Annotated in this window: 18 protein-coding genes; 7 read left to right on the top strand and 11 right to left on the bottom strand. The window is 57.2% G+C overall.

Annotation, left to right across the window (positions count from 1 at the left end; all coding sequences use genetic code 11):
* Window positions 1-29: 29 nt before the first annotated feature.
* The 4 genes from paaZ to ACR0DK_RS16285 are packed head-to-tail and all read right to left on the bottom strand — an operon-like array spanning window position 30 to window position 5011.
* Window positions 30-2054: a phenylacetic acid degradation bifunctional protein PaaZ gene (gene paaZ, locus ACR0DK_RS16300; protein ID WP_480737136.1), complete on the bottom strand. Its 2025-nt coding sequence runs from the start codon at window positions 2052-2054 to the stop codon at window positions 30-32.
* Window positions 2055-2081: 27 nt separating this feature from the next.
* On the bottom strand, window positions 2082-3434 hold the full coding sequence (locus tag ACR0DK_RS16295; protein WP_170397698.1) for a TRAP transporter large permease: 1353 nt from the start codon (window positions 3432-3434) through the stop codon (window positions 2082-2084).
* Window positions 3434-3937: a TRAP transporter small permease gene (locus ACR0DK_RS16290; RefSeq protein WP_223117615.1), complete on the bottom strand. Its 504-nt coding sequence runs from the start codon at window positions 3935-3937 to the stop codon at window positions 3434-3436. The genes ACR0DK_RS16295 and ACR0DK_RS16290 overlap by 1 nt, the downstream gene beginning before the upstream one ends.
* A gap of 54 nt (window positions 3938-3991) precedes the next feature.
* On the bottom strand, window positions 3992-5011 hold the full coding sequence (locus ACR0DK_RS16285; RefSeq protein WP_480737134.1) for a TRAP transporter substrate-binding protein: 1020 nt from the start codon (window positions 5009-5011) through the stop codon (window positions 3992-3994).
* Window positions 5012-5211: 200 nt separating this feature from the next.
* On the opposite strand from ACR0DK_RS16285, the gene paaG reads away from it, so the two are divergent.
* From paaG to ACR0DK_RS16260, 5 genes are all read left to right on the top strand, one after another.
* Window positions 5212-5997: a 2-(1,2-epoxy-1,2-dihydrophenyl)acetyl-CoA isomerase PaaG gene (paaG, locus tag ACR0DK_RS16280; RefSeq protein ID WP_223118251.1), complete on the top strand. Its 786-nt coding sequence runs from the start codon at window positions 5212-5214 to the stop codon at window positions 5995-5997.
* A 1-nt stretch (window position 5998) separates the two neighbouring features.
* Window positions 5999-6427 carry a hydroxyphenylacetyl-CoA thioesterase PaaI gene (paaI, locus tag ACR0DK_RS16275; protein WP_170397710.1) on the top strand — a complete coding sequence of 143 codons (429 nt, stop codon included), beginning with the start codon at window positions 5999-6001 and terminating at the stop codon, window positions 6425-6427.
* A gap of 15 nt (window positions 6428-6442) precedes the next feature.
* Window positions 6443-7750: a phenylacetate--CoA ligase PaaK gene (paaK, locus tag ACR0DK_RS16270; RefSeq protein WP_170397713.1), complete on the top strand. Its 1308-nt coding sequence runs from the start codon at window positions 6443-6445 to the stop codon at window positions 7748-7750.
* Window positions 7751-7772: 22 nt separating this feature from the next.
* On the top strand, window positions 7773-8369 hold the full coding sequence (locus tag ACR0DK_RS16265) for a TetR/AcrR family transcriptional regulator (RefSeq protein ID WP_480737130.1): 597 nt from the start codon (window positions 7773-7775) through the stop codon (window positions 8367-8369).
* 69 nt (window positions 8370-8438) lie between these two features.
* A complete protein-coding gene (locus tag ACR0DK_RS16260) occupies window positions 8439-8654 on the top strand; it encodes a hypothetical protein (RefSeq protein ID WP_170596871.1) in 216 nt (71 codons plus the stop codon).
* Between the two features lie 3 nt (window positions 8655-8657).
* Here the strand turns inward: ACR0DK_RS16260 and ACR0DK_RS16255 are convergent, their stop codons facing one another.
* From ACR0DK_RS16255 to pcaF, 7 genes are read right to left on the bottom strand one after another with little or no spacing between them, the layout of a single operon-like run.
* Window positions 8658-9416: a Phenylacetic acid catabolic protein gene (locus ACR0DK_RS16255; RefSeq protein ID WP_480563130.1), complete on the bottom strand. Its 759-nt coding sequence runs from the start codon at window positions 9414-9416 to the stop codon at window positions 8658-8660.
* Between the two features lie 12 nt (window positions 9417-9428).
* Window positions 9429-10502 (bottom strand): 2Fe-2S iron-sulfur cluster-binding protein, encoded by a 1074-nt coding sequence (locus ACR0DK_RS16250; RefSeq protein ID WP_480737128.1) that lies wholly within the window; start codon window positions 10500-10502, stop codon window positions 9429-9431.
* Window positions 10503-10516: 14 nt separating this feature from the next.
* Window positions 10517-10975, bottom strand: a complete 459-nt coding sequence (gene paaD, locus ACR0DK_RS16245) for a 1,2-phenylacetyl-CoA epoxidase subunit PaaD (RefSeq protein ID WP_170404686.1) — start codon at window positions 10973-10975, stop codon at window positions 10517-10519.
* 6 nt (window positions 10976-10981) lie between these two features.
* Window positions 10982-11749: a 1,2-phenylacetyl-CoA epoxidase subunit PaaC gene (gene paaC, locus ACR0DK_RS16240; RefSeq protein ID WP_170397730.1), complete on the bottom strand. Its 768-nt coding sequence runs from the start codon at window positions 11747-11749 to the stop codon at window positions 10982-10984.
* A complete protein-coding gene (gene paaB / locus ACR0DK_RS16235; RefSeq protein ID WP_170404692.1) occupies window positions 11749-12033 on the bottom strand; it encodes a 1,2-phenylacetyl-CoA epoxidase subunit PaaB in 285 nt (94 codons plus the stop codon). Before paaB ends, paaC begins: the two co-directional genes overlap by 1 nt.
* A gap of 23 nt (window positions 12034-12056) precedes the next feature.
* Window positions 12057-13049: a 1,2-phenylacetyl-CoA epoxidase subunit PaaA gene (gene paaA, locus ACR0DK_RS16230; protein ID WP_170404695.1), complete on the bottom strand. Its 993-nt coding sequence runs from the start codon at window positions 13047-13049 to the stop codon at window positions 12057-12059.
* A 15-nt stretch (window positions 13050-13064) separates the two neighbouring features.
* Window positions 13065-14267 (bottom strand): 3-oxoadipyl-CoA thiolase, encoded by a 1203-nt coding sequence (gene pcaF, locus ACR0DK_RS16225; RefSeq protein ID WP_480737125.1) that lies wholly within the window; start codon window positions 14265-14267, stop codon window positions 13065-13067.
* Window positions 14268-14929: 662 nt separating this feature from the next.
* Between pcaF and ACR0DK_RS16220 the strand changes: the two genes are divergently transcribed.
* Together ACR0DK_RS16220 and tnpB are read left to right on the top strand one after the other, a co-directional pair.
* Window positions 14930-15367, top strand: coding sequence for a transposase (locus tag ACR0DK_RS16220; protein ID WP_480737123.1), 438 nt, complete (start codon window positions 14930-14932; stop codon window positions 15365-15367).
* A complete protein-coding gene (gene tnpB / locus ACR0DK_RS16215) occupies window positions 15364-15714 on the top strand; it encodes an IS66 family insertion sequence element accessory protein TnpB (RefSeq protein ID WP_480737121.1) in 351 nt (116 codons plus the stop codon). Before ACR0DK_RS16220 ends, tnpB begins: the two co-directional genes overlap by 4 nt.
* The last annotated feature ends 157 nt before the right edge of the window (window positions 15715-15871 follow it).

Here is a 15871-nt window from a genome sequence, read left to right as displayed (position 1 = left end):
CCAATAAGAAAAACAGGTAGTATAGCGGCTCAGCGGGCGTTCATGGTTAAAAGTTCGTATTCTGCGACCGGTTCGTCATCCTGATTGGTCAGGGACACGTGCCAGCGGACCTCGCCATAATCGTCATTGCGTGGGGTTTTCTGCTTTACCGTCAGGCGCACCTTGATGCTGTCGCCAGCAACAACGGGCTTCATGAACCGCAGCCCGTCCAGCCCGGTATTGGCCAGCACCGGCCCCTCGTTCGGCTCGACAAACAGGCCCGCCGCAAAGCTGAGCAACAAATAACCATGCGCCACACGACCGGGGAAGAACGGGTTCCGCGCCGCCGCGTCCTCGTCCATATGCGCATAAAAGGTATCGCCGGTGAAATTGGCGAAGTGTTCGATATCCTCCAGCGTGATGGTTCGCGAGGCTGTGTGCAGCGTCTCTCCGACCTGCAACTCACCAAATTTACGGGTGAACGGATGTGCCGGACCTTGGATTTCGGGCGCTCCTGGCACCCATTTGGTGCTGATACCACTAAGCATGCGCGGGGAGCCCTGAATGGCCGTGCGCTGCATATAGTGTTTCACTCCGCGCACGCCGCCCATTTCCTCACCGCCGCCCGCACGGCCCGGCCCACCATGCACCATATGGGGCAGCGGAGATCCGTGGCCGGTCGATTCAGCCATCGAGTCGCGGTCGTTGATGTAAATCCGCCCGTTATAGGCTGCGGCCCCCATCACTACGTTGTGCGCGACGTTTGTGTCGTGAGTGATCAGCGACGTGACCAGAGATCCCTGCCCGCGATTGGCAAGTGCCACCGCATGATCCAGATCGCGGTAGCCCATGAGGGTCGAAACTGGGCCGAAGGCCTCGGTATCGTGCACGCGCTGCGCTTTGTCGGGGTCAGCACAGTAAAACAGCATCGGGGGAACGAATGCGCCGGTTTCAGGGCCGTGCAGGTCGAACGCGTCGGGGTTGCCATAAACCCGTTCAGCCTCTTGCCCGATCAGAGCTGCCTGATCCAGAACGTCGGCTTTCTGCCCGTTCGACACCAGCGCGCCCATGTGAGTGGTGTCGGAACGGGGGTCGCCGATGGTGATCTTTGCCAATCGGTCAGACAGCGCGGCAATTATGGCGTCGACCTGCAGCTGGGGCGCGATGATGCGTCGGATGGCAGTGCATTTCTGGCCCGCCTTTGTGGTCATCTCGCGCGAGACTTCCTTGACGAACAGGTCAAATTCGGGCGTGCCGGGCGTGGCATCGGGCCCGAGGATGGAAGCGTTCAAGCTGTCCTGCTCGGCCACAAACCGGACCGAGTTCTGCAAGATCGCAGGCGTCTGCCGCAGCTTCAACGCGGTATTCGCCGAGCCTGTGAAGCTGACCACATCCTGACAATCCAAGTGATCGAGCATGTCGCCCAACCCGCCCGAGACCAGCTGTAGCGCACCGGCAGGCAGGATGCCGCTATCCAGCATGATCCGCACTGCCAGTTCGGTGACGTAGCAACTGTTGGTAGCCGGCTTGACGATTGCAGGCACGCCAGCCAGCAGCGTCGGGGCCAGCTTTTCCAGCATCCCCCAGACCGGGAAGTTGAAGGCGTTGATATGAACCGCGACCCCTTGCAGGGGCGTGCAGATATGCTGCCCCAAAAAGGTGCCATTGCGTGACAACTGCTCGATTTCGCCGTCCAGATAAACCTGCGCATCCGGCATCTCGCGCCGGCCTTTTGAGGCAAAGACAAACATCGTGCCGATGCCACCATCGATATCGATCAGGTGGTCCTTCTGCGTGGCTCCGGTTTCGAAACTCAGGTCGTAAAGGGTTTGTTTATGCGCCGAAAGCTCTTGCGCCAGCGCCTTGAGCATCCGGGCACGATCGTGGAACGTTAACTTGCGCAGCGCGGGGCCACCGGTATTGCGCGCATAGTCAAGCATCGCCTGTACGTCGAGCGCGGCATTGCCAGCGCTGGCAAATGGTGCGCCGGTGATGGCGGATGCGATGGTGCGTGCGCCTTCTCCAGGCGCGACCCAAGTACCAGCGGCGAAGCTGGAAATCTGATGCAGGGACATGGTGTTCTCCTGTTTGATGCGGTGGGACTAGTGTCCCAAAGCGCCCATTTGCTGCGGCAGATACAGCACCACGATGGGCACCAGCACGATCAGCGCGAGGCGGAAGATATCGGCGATCCAGAACGGAGTGACGCCACGAAATATGGTGCCGGTCGAGACGTCACCCACCACGCCTTTCAGAATGAAGACGTTCAGGCCTACGGGTGGAGTGATCAGCGAGATTTCGGTGACAACCACGACGACGATGCCAAACCAGATTGGGTCATAGCCCAGAGACGTGACCAACGGGAAGAAGATCGGAACCGTCAGCAACAGCATCGAGAGAGATTCGAAGACGCAACCCAGAATGATGTAGATACCAAGGATCATCAGGATCACGACAAACGGAGCCACATCATAGGCGGTCACCATCGCGATCAGGGCTTCGGGCAAACCGGCCAGATTGATGAAATTTGAGAATATCTGCGCACCAATCAACACCGCGAACAAGGCAGACGCGGTAAAGCAGGTCTCTTTCAGCACTTCGAAAGTTGAGCCTACGGTCAACCCTCCGCGAAAGAGCGCAATCAAGAAGGCCCCGGCGGCGCCCATGCCCGCGGCCTCGGTGGGGGAGAAGGTCAAGTTCAATGGCTCGAAATCGAAGGCTCCGTAAAGCCCACCAATGACTAGAAAGAACAGCAGCAGCACCGCCCAAACCGAGCCCAGCGCACGGATGCGTTCGGACCATGTGGCACGCTCTCCGGCTGGACCGGCCTCGGGGTTGCGCCAGACGGTCCAGCGCACGGCGAAGAGGTAGAACAGAATGCCGAGGATGCCGGGGATGATGCCCGCCATGAACAATTTCCCGATCGAGGTCTCGGTCAGCAGCCCGTAGATGACCAGAATGACCGATGGTGGGATCAGAATGCCCAATGTACCACCGGCGGCAATCGAGGCGGTCGAAAGTTCGTCGGAATAGCCATAGCGTCGCATCTGCGGCATCGCGACCTTTGACATCGTGGCGGCGGTTGCCAGCGACGATCCGCAGATAGCCGAAAATCCGCCACAGGCCGCAACCGTCGCCATGGCAATGCCACCGCGCATGTGGCCCAAGAAAGCGTTGGACACCGCATAAAGCTCGCGCGCCATGCCGCCCTTGTTCACGAACAAGCCCATCAGGATGAACAGCGGCACAACCGACAGACCATAGTCCTGCGCAGTGTCGGTGATCTGTCGGCCCACCATGGACATGGCAGCCTTCATCCCGCGCTCATCAAAGATTGAGCCGCCACGCTCATAGGCAAATCCCAATGTGCCGACCAGACCCATGGCAAAGACGATAGGAAGGCGCACCAGCACCAAGATCAATACAATCGCAAATCCGATTAGCGCTGCGGTCATTACATAGGCTCCGACAGTGTATTTGGGGCGAAGGCCCTTAGCAGCCCAGTGGCGATCATCACCAGTGCAGTGATGGCAACAGACAGGGTAATGAACCAGCCGATCAGGTAGGTGGGGATTGAAAGATATTCGGTTACATCCCCATAATCCCGCGCACGCTCGGCCAGGACCCAAACGCGCTGGACCGGCCAGAACAGCATGATGCCGCTGACCACATAGATCACAACGTCCCGCGCACGCGACAGATGCAGACGGTGGAAGAACCCGTCTGTCAGATCGACCGCGATATGGCCATTGGTGGTGGAGACGATCGGGAGGACAGAAAACACCAGAATTGCCATCAGAATGCGCGTCAGCTCGGTGGCGGCCTCAATGGGCGCATTGAAGACCGAACGCAGGATCACGTCGCAAAAGGTCATTACCATCAGGATAAACAGTGCAATGCAGGCCACGATCACGGGAAGGGCGCTGGCACGGCGCACAAGCTGAATAATAGGGGTCATGGGAAACTCGCGCAGGGTAAGTCAGGGCGGCGCAAGAGCCGCCCTGCAGTCGGATCAGTTCGAGGACATTTCCGATTTGATCATGTCATATGCGGCCTGTGCGTCGACTCCTGTTGCGTCAACCTCGGCGATGACCTTGCCGCGGATGTCTTCGGCGATGGCCGAGAACTTCTCCATATCCGCGTCAGTGGCAGCGTTGATGGCATTGCCTTCTGCCGCCTCGGTTGCCTCACGTCCAGTGGCGTCGATCTCATCCCAGATTTTGCCGATCTCACGGCTCAGCGGTTCACCGAATACGTTTTCTTCCAGCGCCGTCTGCAGCTCGGGTGGCAGATCTGCGAAGGTGTCTTCGTTCATGATGAATGCAAACGAACCACGATAGAGGCCACCGGGCATCTCATAGACGTTCTGCGCAACCTCGGTCAGCTTGAAACCCTTGCGCGATTCCAGTGGCATGACCACGCCGTCAGCGGCTTTCGATGCCAGTGTTTCATAGACTTTCGGAGCGGGCACCTGAATGCCGGTCGCGCCAAGCGCCGCACCAACGTCTCCGCCAACGCCACCCGGGATACGTACTTTCAGGCCCGAAACCTCATCCAGAGTGGTTACTGGCGCGCTGGAATGCAGCTGCGCGGGTCCATGCGTGTGCAAGGCGATGACTTTGACACCACGATGCTCGTCAGCAGCTTTCAAGTACTTGTCGTAGGCGCGCCAGTAGGCAACCGAAGCGTCCTCGGCCGTGCCTTCGTAACCAGGCAGTTCGATCAGCTTGGTGGTGACGAAGCGTCCCGGTTGATAGCCGTGAAAGATAATCGAGGCATCGGCCGCGCCATCCATAATCAGGTCCATCTGCGCAGGCGGTGGAGCGATACCCAGCTTAAGCTCTGCGGTGACCTGCCCGTCAGTGGCCTCCTCTACCATTTCGACGAATTTGGGCCACATCTTTGCGTTGATGCCGTGGGTGGGTGGGGCCCAGCTGGAAATTGTCAGGGTGTAGTCAGCCGCAAAAGCAATGGTGCCGGACACCGCCAAGGTTGCAGACGCCAACAATGTGGTGAGCTTGGTGAATTTCATGACCGGGTCTCCTCCTCAAAATCGCAAGTCGTGAATGTGTTAATGGTACGTTTTGTAACTATCAACGACGAGAAATGCTGTTCCGCCCGCTGGCCAAAGTGCATTTCCGATCGCCGAGTCACAAACGGCTATAGAATTTATTGACCAACCGTTCGGTTTATGCAAGAAGTTTGTTGTAACTTATGAAAAGCGAACCGGGCATGTCCGACACGATTATTTCGCAGAATATGGGTCAATGGGTTGAAATTACACTCAATCGCCCTGATCGCCTGAACAGTTTCACTGATGAGATGCACTATGCCCTGCGCGCTGCACTTGAGGCCGCGCGTGACGGTGGTGCCCGATCGGTGCTGTTAACCGGCGCGGGGCGCGGGTTCTGCGCAGGGCAGGATTTGGGCGATCGAAACCCTGCCACGATGGAGGGTCCGCCGGATTTGGGCTATACGGTTCGCACGTTCTACGCACCTTTGGTCCGCCTGATCAGGTCTTTGGAATTACCTGTTGTCTGCGCCGTCAATGGCGTTGCCGCCGGGGCGGGTGCGAATCTAGCCCTGGCTTGTGATGTGGTACTTGCCGCTGACTCTGCCAAGTTTATCCAATCATTTTCCAAAGTGGGCCTGATACCTGATACCGGCGGCAGTTGGCATCTGCCACGTTTGCTGGGTGAAGCCCGAGCCAAAGGGCTGGCCCTGACTGGGCAACCCCTGCCAGCAAAGCAGGCTGCGGATTGGGGGCTGATCTGGAAAGCAATTCCAGACGCTGAACTAATGACCGAGGCGCGCGCGCTAACGGAACAGTTCGCCAATGGTCCAACGCTGGGACTTGGCCTGACGAAACAGACGATACAGGCGGCTGCCACGAATACCCTGACCGATCATCTCGAGATTGAGGCGGACGCAATGAAAACCTGCGGCGAAAGCGTCGACTATGCCGAGGGCGTTACTGCGTTTCTGGAAAAGCGCGCGCCAGTATTTCGGGGAGAATGAGATGACGCCGAAGGAACGCGCACAGAAAGCCGCTGCTGCAATGTGGGGGCGGGACAATGCCTCGAAATGGGCAGGCATGGAACTGGTGGAGATGGATGAAGGCGCTGCGACGCTGGCGTTGCAGGTGGCTGACCATCACTGCAACGGGCACGGGATCTGCCATGGCGGCGTGACATTCATGTTGGCCGACAGCGCCTTTGCCTTTGCCTGCAATAGTCGCAACCAGTCCACAGTCGCCCAGCACAATGTGATCAGCTACGTCGCGCCCGCGCGATCCGGTGATCTGCTGACGGCCCGCGCAACGGAACTGAGCCTGACAGGGCGCAGCGGCATCTATGACGTATCCATAACCAACCAAGCCGGACAAAAGATCGCAGAATTTCGGGGCTTTTCCCGCGCGGTCAAAGGCCCGGTGTTTGACGAGACCTGAGATGAGGGGGATGGCATGAAGGATCTTACTCCGAACAAGGCGGATCTTGATCCGATAGAGATCGCCTCGATTGATGAAATCCGCAACCTACAGTTGGATCGGCTGAAATGGTCGCTGCGCCATGCTTATGACAACGTGCCTATGTACCGGCAGCGGTTTGATGAGGCCGGTGTGCATCCTGACGACCTTCAGTCCCTCAGTGATCTGGCACGGTTTCCGTTTACCTACAAAAACGATCTGAGGGAAAACTATCCTTTTGGTCTGTTTGCGGTCCCGCGTGAGCAGATCATTCGTGTTCATGCCTCGTCGGGAACGACGGGCAAGCCAACCGTCGTGGGGTATACGCAAGGCGACATAGACAACTGGGCGGATCTGGTGGCGCGGTCATTGCGTGCCAGCGGTTTGCGCCGGGGCGACATGGTGCACAACGCCTATGGCTATGGCCTGTTCACCGGCGGTCTGGGTGCGCATTATGGAATCGAACGTCTGGGGGCCACGGTCGTCCCGATGAGCGGTGGGCAGACCGGCAAGCAGGTCGACCTGATCACTGACTTCAAACCAGACGGGATTATGGTAACACCATCATATATGCTGAACATTCTTGAGCAGTATCACAAGATTGGACTCGATCCGCGCGAAAGTTCCTTGGCTGTCGGCGTCTTTGGCGCTGAACCTTGGACGGATTCGATGCGCTCCGAGGTTGAACAAGCATTCGATATGCATGCCGTCGATATCTACGGCCTGTCCGAGATCATGGGACCGGGCGTCGCCAATGAGTGCGTCGAAACCAAAGACGGGCCCGTGATCTGGGAAGACCACTTCTACCCCGAAATCATCGACCCGCAGACCGGCGAGGTCATGCCTGATGGTGAGATTGGTGAACTGGTCTTTACCACGCTGACCAAAGAAGGTCTTCCGATGATCCGCTATCGCACCCGTGACCTGACGCGGCTTTTGCCCGGCACGGCGCGGTCGATGCGTCGGATGGAAAAGATCACGGGCCGCTCGGATGACATGATCATTCTGCGGGGTGTCAACGTCTTCCCCAGTCAGATCGAGGAGCAGGTTCTGGCAACCGGCGGTCTGGCGCCCTACTACCAGATCGAACTTTATAAAGCTGGCCGGATGGACGCGATGCGCGTGCATGTCGAAGCAACGCCAGATGCAGCCGATGAGCTGAGCAAAACCGCCGCTGCTCGGATGCTATCTCGCCGGATTAAAGAGGTGGTTGGCATCTCGACCGAGATCGATATAGGCGAGCCGGGCGAGGTCGAACGCTCACAGGGCAAGGCCCGGCGTGTGATTGACAATCGGGACAGTTAAGCGACAGACGGAGGGTCAGGATTTGGCGCGCACGATAGCAAAAGACCACGACCATAAACGAACTCGCATCCTAAAATGCGCCGCCCGCGTCTTCGCGCGGGAAGGATTTGATCGGGCGTCAATGTCTCAGCTGGCGCGGGAGTGCGGGATATCCAAGGCCAATATCTATCACTACTACGACAGCAAGGACGCCATTCTGTTCGATATTCTCGACAGTTACCTGCTGCAATTGCGTGACCAGGTTTGCGGCTTGGACCTTGATGGGATGGAACCCGCGGATCGCTTGAAACGGGTGGTGCGGGAAATCCTACTGGCCTATCAAGGCGTGGATGATGAGCATCGCGTGCAAACCAGCGGCATGTCCGCATTGCCCGAAGAGCAGCAGAATCTGCTGCGTGGCTATCAGAGGGATCTGGTGGTGTTCGTCAGTGACATCATCGCCAGCATCTCGCCTGCAACTTTCAAGGATGATGCGGCCAAGCTTCGGGCCACGACCATGTCCGTTTTCGGAATGTTGAACTGGTTCTACATGTGGAATGCCGGGGCGGATGCCAACGCGCGCAGCGATTACGCCGCGTTGGTAAGCAATCTGACATTATCAGGTGTTGATGGCCTTTGAACCCTTGTTGGCACAGAGTTGATTTGGCTCTTCGGTCAGGATGAGGTTCAATAAGGGCGGAGGTTACCCATGCAACGCCCTGATCGTTTCGATAAATTCTATTTCGCCAAAGTAGGTCTGGGCGAAGCCTGTGGCTGCGCCGAGCGGGTGATTGACGTTTTTGAGTTCAATCGGAAATGTGGTGCTAAAGCCCAGCAGTCATTGAAGAAAGATCGGCGAAAGCGTCGCACGCTTCGCGGATTGGCCGTGAAGTATGGGTTGCTGAGCCGTAAACGCCAACTTTGAAAGCTAGGGTACTTTAAGTCCCAGCTTTTCGATCTGTTCGGTCGCTTTTACTGTCCACTGATCTTTCATCTCAATCCCGGTTAATTGCCGCAGCCCCAGCTTGCGGAGCGTTTCGGTTTTCTCGGCTGTGCCTGCCCCAAAACTTGCCGCGACCCGGGGCCACCAATAGTCGACCGACGCTTGCATTTCTGCAGCCTTTCCCTGTTCGATCAGCTTGCCCGCACCCTCAAGCGCAAGCTCCCCATGGCGCGCCTCGATCGGGGAAATCTCGCGGAAGGCCTCGGCCAGAGGCTGATAGGATATCTGCGAAAACTGAGCCAGTTGGACGTCAACCGCCAGGCTCATCAGCAGGTTCATAACCACGGCATCTTCCCATCCTTCGATCGGATAGTTGAATACAGCAAGGCGCATGTCGTGTTCGGACCGCGTAGCCCCGATATCCGCATCACGATCCAGACGTGTGGTCCAAGGATGGTGATTTGCATAGCGGTCAGTGTTGGCTCCGAACTCGCCCATGATTTTCAGGACACGATCTGCGTTGTCGGTCTTTTCCAGCACAATCTTGGCCGCCGCGATGCGTTCCTTAATGCCCGGGCCCAGATTTATGATGTCGGCAAAGCCCGCTGCGCCGGCCAGTTCGCTGTCCACGAAGGTCGCCATCAGTTTCATGAGCTCTGCACGATAGCGCGGAGGCACGTTGGTTGGATTACTCAGGACACCACCCGCTGCCAAATAGCTCTCGATTGTCATGTCTTCAGCCATCATTCCCTCCGTCTACTGATCGTAGTCCACGACAACGGTGTCGGTCATCGGATAGGCCTGACAGCTCAGGACGTATCCTTTCTCGACTTCGTAGTCTTCCAATGCGTGATTGGCGACCATCTCGACCTCGCCCTCAAGCACTCGGCAGCGGCAGGTTGAACAGACCCCGGCCTTACAGGCGTAAGGCGCGTCCATCGCATTCTCCAACGCGGCATCGAGAATCGATTGATCCTTCGGCATGGTGATCGTTTGCGTTGCCCCGTCCATGGTGATTGATGTTTTGGTCTGGTTGTCCTGAGATGCCGTGTCCGCCCCGCTTACTTTGCGCTTGACCCGACCGGGTTGAGCGCTGGCGAAGAGTTCAAACTTGATCTGCCCGTCGTTCAGCCCATGCGCCCGCAGGGCTGAGGCAATGCCCAGCATCATCGGCTCGGGGCCGCAGATAAACGCCGTGTCGACGTTCTGAATATCGATCCAGTGTTCAAAAAGTTCGGCACATTTGTCTTGCGTGACCAGACCGGTAAAAAGCTCGATTTCCTGCGCGTCTGTTTCCAGAATATGGATCACGTTCAGACGCCCCATATAGAGGTTCTTGAGGTCCTCAAGCTCCTCTCGGAACATGATCGTGTTCACGCCCTTGTTGGCATATATTAATGTGAACCGCGAATGTGGTTCTCGGGCAAGCGTCGTCTTCAGGATCGAGAGAACCGGCGTGATGCCCGACCCACCCGCAAAGCCCAGATAATGCTTTTCGGCGGAGGGATCGATTGCGGTGTAAAAGCTACCCATCGGCGGCATCGCCTGCACCGTATCGCCCACCTTTAGATCGGAGTTGGCCCAGGTCGAGAATGCGCCGCCATCCACGCGCTTGATCCCCACCTGCAGAATGCCCTCATCCTTGCCCGCGCAGATCGAATAGGACCGGCGCAGTTCTTCCCCGTCGAAATCGCGGCGGAAGGTCAGGTACTGGCCTTGGGTAAAGTCGAATTCATCGGCTGAACCGTTTACAGGTTTCAGCGTCACGACCACCGCATCGCGGATGGTTTTGTGAACATCGGTAACTTCCAGATCATGAAAGCGTGCCATCCGGTGATCCTCCCTCAGATGCACTTGAAATAGTCAAAAGGTTCCAGGCAGTCGGTGCAGCGCCAATGGGCCTTGCAAGGGGTCGAGCCAAACTGGCTGACCTTTTCAACCGCCTTGCTACCGCAATGTGGGCAGCGTTCAGGTCCACCTGCAGGCTGCGGCGGGGCGATGCCGTAATCCTCGAGCCGAGCACGGCCCTTGTCGCTGAGCCAATCGGTGGTCCAAGCCGGTGCGATACTTGTCTCGATCCGCAGATCGTCGATTCCATGATCACGCAGCGCAGTTTCGATATCCATGCTGATGACCGAGGTCGCCGGGCAGCCCGAATAGGTCGGCGTGACGGTAACCGTCAGAGTGTCTTCATCCCATCGCACATCGCGTACAATGCCCAGATCGACGACCGAGATCACCGGAATCTCAGGGTCTGGTACAGCGTCCAGCCATTCCCACACCTGATCCGTTGAAGCCCGCATTGATCCTTACCACTTCGCGCCGGGATATGCGCGCTGCAACCACTGCATCTGTGTCAGAAGATGGCCCAGATGCTCGGTATGCATGCGACCGTCGCGCCCGCCCTTATGGGCAAAGCGGCTTTCGGGAATGGTTAGTGTCGCCTCGGACAGCACACGCTCGATCAGAGCGTCATATTCTGCGCGCAGATCTGCCGGGTTCGGGGCAATCCTCGCCGCAACCATTTCTGCATCAACATCGTCACTGGCAAACATCTCGCCGACATATGGCCAGAGATAGTCCAGCGCCTCTTGCATGCGGGCATGACTTTCCTCGGTCCCGTCGCCGAGGCCCACAACCGTGTCGCCCGAGCGTTCGAGGTGGTAGGTGACCTCTTTGCTGGCCTTGGCGGCAATCGCAGCGACCCGGTCGTCAGAGGATGTCATCAGACGCCCCAGCATGATCGAATGCCACGCATCGAACAGGAACTGACGCATCAGCGTGCGGCCGAAATCGCCGTTCGGCACTTCGACCAGCAGCACATTGCGGAAATCCCAGGCATCTCGCAGAAAGGCCAGATCATCGGCGGATTTGCCGCCGTCGATCTCACCCGCAAGACCCAGCCACATCTGAGTCTGACCGATCAGGTCCAGCGCGGTATTGGCCAGCGCGATGTCTTCCTCCAGCACAGGCGCATGGCCGCACCATTCGCTGACGCGATGGCCGAGGATCAGGGTATTGTCCCCCATCCGCAGCAGAAACTGCAGCAAAGCGTCATTGGAAACCGGAACACTCATTACATCGCCCCCACTTCTTCGGGAATATCGAAGAAGGTTGGATGGCGGTACACTTTGCTTTCGCTGGGCTCGTACAGCGGACCTTTGTCGCTGGGCGATGAGGCCGAGATGTTGTTGGCCTCAACCACCCAGATCGAAACGCCTTCGTTGCGGCGCGTGTAGACATCGCGCGCGTTCTTGATCGCCATTTCCGCGTCCGGGGCGTGTAACGACCCAACATGGCGGTGGCTCATGCCATGTTGTCCGCGGATGAAGATTTCCCACAGGGGCCATTCGTTGTTCATTTGGTATCCTCCTCAGGGCAGTCTTATTCTGCAGCCAGATTTGCGGCGCGTTTCTTGCGGGCATGAGCCAGCAGCCCGTCGCGAACCCATTTACCGTCGTCCCACGCCTTGTTACGCGCGGCCAGCCGGTCGACATTGCAGGGGCCGTTGCCCTTGATCACATCGAAAAACTCGGACCAGTCCGGGTCGGTGTAATCATAATGGCCCCGTTCTTCGTTCCATTTCAGGTCCGGGTCAGGGATACTCAGACCCAGATATTCGGCCTGAGGCACGGTCTGATCCACGAATTTCTGGCGCAGCTCGTCATTGGTGTTGATCTTGATCTTCCACGCCATGGATTGCGCCGAATGCACGCTTTCCTTGTCCGACGGCCCGAACATCATCAGCGACGGGTACCACAGTCGATTTATTGCATCCTGCGCCATCTTACGCTGCTCTGGCGTACCCTCTGCCATCTTGCGGATCGCATCATAGCCCTGGCGCTGGTGAAAGCTCTCTTCTTTGCAGATGCGGATCATTGCGCGCGAGTATGGTCCGAAGGACGTCCGCTGCAGCGGAACCTGGTTCATGATCGCAGCGCCATCGACCAGCCATCCGACCGCGCCGATATCAGCCCAGTTCAGGGTCGGATAGTTAAAGATCGACGAGTATTTCATGCGCCCGTCCAGCAGCATCTCGGTGATCTCATCCCGGCTGACACCCAGCGTTTCTGCCGCGCAATAGAGATACAGCCCATGCCCGGCCTCATCCTGCACCTTGGCCAGCAGGATCGCCTTGCGCTCCAGCGTTGGCGCTCGGGTGATCCAGTTTCCTTCGGGCAGCTGGCCTACGATTTCAGAATGTGCGTGCTGGCCAATTTGACGGATCAGTGTCGCGCGATAGTCGTCGGGCATCCAATCCTTGGGCTCGATCTTGATATCGGCGTCGATCTTGTCCTGAAACGCGCGTTCCTGCTCGGTCATCTCCTCGCGGGATTTCACGCCTGTTCCGGCTGTTTTGATCATCTGAGCGTACATGTGAGGTCTCCTCCCTTACACACGTTCAAGAATAAGTGCGGCACCCTGCCCTACCCCGACACACATGGTACAGAGCGCGTAGCGGCCTCCGGTGCGGCGCAGTTGATAGGCAGCAGTCATCACTAGCCGCGCACCGCTCATTCCAAGCGGGTGGCCAATGGCGATTGCCCCGCCATTAGGGTTCACATGCGGCGCATCATCAGGCACCCCGAGTTCGCGCAGCGTGGCTAGGCCCTGCGAGGCAAACGCCTCGTTCAATTCTATCACATCCATCTGATCAATGCTGAGCCCAGCCCGTGCAAGCACCTTACGGCTGGCTGGAACCGGGCCGATGCCCATCACGCGCGGCTCCACCCCAGCAACGGACATGCCAACCACACGGGCAATCGGGATCAGATCGTTCTTTGCCGCAGCAGATTCATTCGCCATCAGGATCGCCGCCGCGCCGTCGTTAACACCCGAGGCGTTTCCGGCGGTCACAGTCTTGTCCACCCCGTTGATGCCCTTTAGGCTAGACAGTTTCTCTGCTGTAGTCCCCGGACGTGGGTGCTCGTCGGTGTCGACCACTACCGGGTCACCTTTGCGCTGGGGGATTGTGACCGGGGTGATCTCCTCCTGAAACACCCCGGTCTGGTGCGCCGCGGCCCAGCGGGCCTGGCTGCGTTCGGCAAACGCGTCCTGATCGGAGCGACTGATACCATAAGCTGCCGCTACGTTATCCGCTGTTTCGGGCATCGAGTCGATACCAAATTCCTTTTCCATTTTCGGGTTCACAAAGCGCCAGCCGATCGTGGTGTCGTAAACGGCATTGGCACGAGTAAAGGCGGATGTTGCCTTGGGCATCACAAATGGCGCACGCGACATGCTTTCGACCCCACCCGCGATCGCCATGTCATAATCCTCAGCCTTGATGGCGCGCGCAGCCATGCCCACCGCATCCATGCCAGACGCGCAGAGCCGATTGATTGTCGTTCCCGGTACATCCACCGGCAGCCCTGCCAGCAACGCCGCCATCCGCGCCACATTGCGGTTGCTTTCACCGGCTTGGTTCGCATCGCCATAAATCACGTCGTCCAGACTGGACCAATCCACCTGTGGGTTACGCGCGACAAGCGAAGCGATTGGCAGGGCGGCAAGATCATCTGTGCGCACCTGGCTTAGTCCACCACCATATCGTCCGATCGGGGTGCGCTGGGCGTCGCAGATAAAGGCGTCCATAGGTCGATTACTCCGAATTTGAATTCACATCATTAAGTGACCGATAGGTCGGTTAATAAGCCTCTCATCGATTCGCAGCAAGCTTTATGTTACTTCATCTACGTTTTCTTGCTTTTTCCGTAACGCTTTGGCTTGCTGCGAGTAACTTGGTCGTGTGAAACGTAGTCTTTGCCGGCTTACCATCTGCGCCGATGCCGTCTCAGACCTTTGATAAGGGTTCCTTCAACACAAAATTTGACAAATCGAAAAAGTACTTAGACCGCTTCGAATAGGCAGTTTGAAAGGTTGCCATTCTCAGATTGGAGTTCCAGTAAACGTCAGTATCTGCAGCAGACATCGCACCGGATTGGCTGGTTTTGACCTATAGCGTTTAATGAATGACACTTAACCGCTTTCGTCCCAACAGCTGCCTCCAGTCATCGCCAATCATCAAGTTAACTTTGAAAAGAAGCGTTGAATGATCTATACACAAAAGCCGAGGTGATGGCGATCATCCGCTGCCTTCTGTCGGAGACCCAGTAGGTCCCCAAAGAACGGAAGTATGCGATTAAACTTGTTGGGGAACTTGCGGATTTGCGTAAGCGTTGCATCCGACCCCCTAGATAGCACCTCATCAGCCAACACCTAGAAGTATATGATGCCTCCAAAAGGATACAGGCATCATGAATTCTCAAGCTCTAGGTGAACTCGCAAGTGACCAGAAAATCGAAAAAGTCTTCCATGCTTATGGCTACTCAATTCCCGTTGGGAAGGACGGCCGTCGACTGTGGCCCAGAAAATTCAAAAATGAAGTGGGTCAACGCATGAGAACCGGACGTCTATCAACACGCGATGTCGCAAAGACATGCGGCATCTCAAGTGGTACCGCCTCCGAATGGAAAAAAGACGCTGAGCGGAAAGCGTCAGGACCGCACTCTACTCTGAAGATAAAATCGCAACCTGTCTTTGCAGAGATTAAGGTCGATGCGGTCGAAGAACCGGTGCCAGAGGCCCAAGGGCACATCATCTTCAAGCGTGGCACCTGTGAGGTCCTGCTTCCTTCAAATTTCCCACTCAATCAGCTCACTGCTTTGATCAAGTCGTTCGAGGGCAACACATGATCGCGCCAGCAGGGAACTTCAAATTCTACGTTGCAACTAGGCCGGTCGACTTCAGGAAGGGTATGGACGGTTTGGCATCCATTGTTATGAACGAATTTGACCTCGACCCATTCAGTGGCGCTATTTTCATTTTTCGCTCCAAGCGGTCGGATCGGCTCAAACTTATAGTCTGGGATGGAACTGGTCTTGTGATGACCTACAAGCGAATAGAAGGCAGGGGATTTGAATGGCCGCAAATGCGGGATGGCGTTGTCAGTATCAACAAATCGCAGTTTGAAGCTCTTTTTGAAGGGCTTGACTGGAAACGCGTAACACCGCGATACAGCCGACGCCCCGTGGCTGCATGATATTCTTTCTTGCTGGCCATGGTCCAACTACCACTATCCACGACCTCTGCAATTTCCCCTACGAGCCCATAGCCGTCCGAGGTGACCGCTGCGAGCGCACTCGGCTGATCACACCCAAAACAGTCAGCCACTGATTGCCTGAACGATCCTCAAAACG

Source organism: Ruegeria sp. CE6, assembly GCF_056537485.1.
The sequence above is the reverse complement of the archived record's forward strand: the minus strand, read 5'-3'. Positions and strand labels throughout refer to the sequence as shown.